Origin of the sequence: Nocardia sp. NRRL WC-3656 (genome assembly GCF_000720265.1) — a bacterium.
GTDB classification, from domain to species: Bacteria; Actinomycetota; Actinomycetes; order Mycobacteriales; family Mycobacteriaceae; genus Nocardia; species Nocardia nova.
Genome location: NZ_JOJF01000089.1, coordinates 1 through 1,281, shown reverse-complemented (window position 1 = coordinate 1,281; position 1,281 = coordinate 1). Strand labels below are relative to the sequence as shown.

1 protein-coding gene is annotated in these 1,281 nt (G+C 63.6%); it reads left to right on the top strand.

The window, feature by feature from the left end; genetic code table 11:
• The first annotated feature begins 81 nt into the window (after nucleotides 1–81).
• Nucleotides 82–1,226, top strand: a protein-coding gene (locus IG65_RS0133930; RefSeq protein WP_156055936.1) for an IS3 family transposase whose coding sequence is annotated in 2 segments (ribosomal slippage) — nucleotides 82–358 and nucleotides 358–1,226 — 1,146 coding nt in all. Because the reading frame shifts where the segments join, the coding sequence is not laid out codon by codon here.
• Nucleotides 1,227–1,281: the final 55 nt, after the last annotated feature.

Below are 1,281 nucleotides of genomic sequence, written 5' to 3'. Positions count from 1 at the left end.
TGGCCTGTCCCCGGTGAATAGGGCCGCTTGGTTTTAGAGTCCTTGTTGGCCCTGGAAGGGCTGGAAGGGACACTGAAAGACATGGCAGGACGTAAGCGGCATTCCGCGGAGGACATCGTGCGGAAGCTGCGCCGTGCCGACGAGCTCGCCGCGGAAGGTCAGACCGGTGAGCAGATCGCCGCCGATCTCGGAGTGTCGGCGGCGACGCTCTACAACTGGCGCCGCCAGTACGGCGGCATGGACACCGATGCGGCGAAAGAGCTCAAAGAGCTGCGTGAACAGAACGCGAGGTTGAAGCGGCTGCTCGCGGATGCGGAGTTGGAGAAAGACGCCCTGCGCGAGATTTCGCGGGGAAAATTCTGAGCCCAGCGGCCAAGCGGCGCGCCGCCGACATGCTTCAACAGGTGATGGGCATGTCGGAACGGTTCGCGTGCATGGTCGTTGGGCTGCACAGGTCCACATATCGGCGGCTGCCGGCCGCGCAGACGCCTGACGACCCTGATGCCGGTGCGCGGGCGTGGCTGCGTTCGTATGCAACCAAGAATCCATGCCATGGGTTCCGGCGGGCGTGGGCGGCGTTGCGGTTCGACGAAGGCCACGTCGTGAACAAGAAACGCATCCACCGGCTCTGGCGAGAAGAAGGCTTACAGGTCCGTGCCCACTCGCCCCGCAAGCGAGCTGGGCAGTCCTCAGCGCCGATCGTCGACGCTGACGCGCCGATGGTGGTGTGGGCGTTGGATTTCCAGTTCGATTCGACCGTCGACGGGCGGGCGGTGAAGATCGCCTCGATGGTCGACGAACACACCCGCGAATCGCTACTGCACATCGTGGAACGCTCGATCACCGCTGAACGCCTCGTCGACGAACTGCAACGGGTATTCGCATCCGTCGGTGGCCCACCGAAGGTGCTACGCATGGACAACGGGCCGGAAATGATTTCGGTTGCACTGCAACAGTTCTGCGCGAACCGTGTCGGGATCTGCTATATCCCGCCGGGAACGCCGTGGAACAACGGCTACATCGAGTCGTTCAACCGGCGCCTGCGCCACGAATGCCTCAATCGCAACCACTGGACCAGCCTGCTCGAAGCCCGGGTCGTGATCGGCGACTTCAAAACCAGCCACAACCAACGGCATCGGCACTCGGCGCTGGGTTATCAGACCCCTGCCGAGTACGCTGCCCGCTGCAGCCACACCCACCACCCAGTGGCCTGCGGCATCGACTGAAACCGATCGACACCGGACTCAAAAGCCGAGTGGTCGCACAATCGGGGACAGGCCA